The sequence below is a fragment of the Bacteroides sp. L10-4 genome (assembly GCF_013373675.1).
GTDB lineage: Bacteria > Bacteroidota > Bacteroidia > Bacteroidales > Bacteroidaceae > Bacteroides > Bacteroides muris.
In genome coordinates this window covers 1-1,893 of sequence record NZ_JABXJH010000130.1, presented here as the reverse complement: position 1 = coordinate 1,893, position 1,893 = coordinate 1, and the positions used below count along the sequence as shown (strand labels likewise).

Below are 1,893 nucleotides of genomic sequence, written 5' to 3'. Positions count from 1 at the left end.
TGACAAAACGCACTTGAAAGACCTCTTCGACAAAACTAAATTTCAATATGACAAAGACCGTTTCGGACCAAATGGGCCAAATTTATTTAATGTTTAACTAGTCCCTATTTTTTATGGGACACTAATGATAACACGTATTACCTTGCTGCCATTGCCACTAAAAGAGATATGACGAGGAACTTCAAGGTTAAGTGACTTAACAATTTGCGCTATGTGATATACTATTGCCGTATAGAAAATAATAAATACAATCTTAAAATCTTCATCTTCTTGGAGTATATAATTAAAATCAATAGCTTTGACATTAACTCCGGCTCTTTGGGGAATAGTGTTGTCTTTAAGACCGAATAGGAATGATGCCATATTAGCAGGTTTGGTGTTATTCGGGCTATTGAACACGCGAATAAGATCCATTAAATTCTTCTCTTCAAGAAGTTTCAGAATTTCATTCTTATGCCAGTCAACTATACCGTTATCTTCATCAAGTTCTGAAAATGAATTTTCAAACAGAGTATTTGATGCAAACCGAAATGATGTCACATGACTTATATTCTTATCTTTCGCAAACGCAATATCAGTAGTGCCTCCACCAATGTCAACATTGATTAAATCCGTAGCCGTTGAATATCTCTTGAAGAAATATTGAATTGGTGCGGAAGATTCCGTCATATATCCAGTAACACCATTTCCAAAATATTTTTGGTAAGCATCATCCCATATAGATTTCAATCTACGCAATCGCTTAGGTGCCATACTTATAGGATAAAACCATGTGATTTTAGTATGCTGCAAATCGCCATTATTAAGAAGGACTTTATTCCTAATGATAAGCATAAGGCATCTGACATACGACTCCATCACACAAAGATCATCACCATTACCCCATTTGATGTTACATCTGAAATTGTTGTAAGACAACTCACTGCGCTTATCATAAGTAAATGGAAGATTCACAAGCGTAAATGGTTCGACTACATTTGTCCAATCTATTGTCTTTGCGCAGGAAAGCACAGTCCGAGTTGGAAAATGAAAATCGGACAAGCCGATTTCTGAAGGAATAAAATCTTTCTCTATAAGTTCGGTTTCTTCAATCAAATCTTCAATTGAACCATATTCATTCTTTATAGGGATGAACATCTCACATAACTGTCTATCCTTAGCCGTGAAAGTAAAAACCTCTGGTTTTTCATTTCCTTTGCGGAACTCTATGTGGGTATTAGATGTACCTAAATCTATAGCGAACTCAAACCGTTCAACATTCCTTTGCTGTTTGAAAATCGGCAGCAAAATACCACAATATCCATGTGTGTTACGAACTTGAACGAAATCAAAATTCCTTTTTTCCAACAAATAATTATCAGCCTTAACCATAATCTGTTGGTCTTCATTACGACAAGTGCAGCTTTTTGGTAGGATTTTTTCACCATCACTAAAAAAACGGAATTCGTTTCTTCCTGTTGCAGACTGAACACATGATACAGTATAAATAGCGTCCTGTTCATTGTTGAATCTAACTTGCGGCATAATGAATCCTGTGAACTTAAATTCAGTCATTCCACCCTCATTATTCTGTACATCTGCACATCTATTATTATAGTAAAGCCGTATGTATTCAACGTATCTGATATTTCCAGCTCCTTTAGAGCCTGTTTAAAAATGACTGAAATCTTTTTCTAAAGAGGTTTCCGTATCCGCCAGATTATTTCTTTCTTTGAAGCGACCAAACTTAAAAAAAGATGTATCAGACAGATTTAACGGAAACCGAGTGGCAATATATAACAAAAGTATTGAACCTGCAAGAAAGAAAGCGAAAATATGATTTGCGATTGATTTGGAACGCTATATTTTACCTGGTAAAGACAGGTTGTCAATGGCGGATGCTTCCTCTTGACT

Annotated in this window: 2 protein-coding genes; one reads left to right on the top strand and one right to left on the bottom strand. The window is 35.6% G+C overall.

Going from position 1 to position 1,893, the window contains the following annotated elements:
• Nucleotides 1-111: 111 nt before the first annotated feature.
• Nucleotides 112-1,554, bottom strand: a complete 1,443-nt coding sequence (locus HU824_RS19340; RefSeq protein WP_176469737.1) for a cell division protein FtsA — start codon at nucleotides 1,552-1,554, stop codon at nucleotides 112-114.
• Nucleotides 1,555-1,736: 182 nt separating this feature from the next.
• On the opposite strand from HU824_RS19340, the gene HU824_RS19335 reads away from it, so the two are divergent.
• A partial coding sequence (locus tag HU824_RS19335) for a transposase (RefSeq protein ID WP_176469736.1) occupies nucleotides 1,737-1,893 on the top strand: 157 nt, incomplete at its 3' end.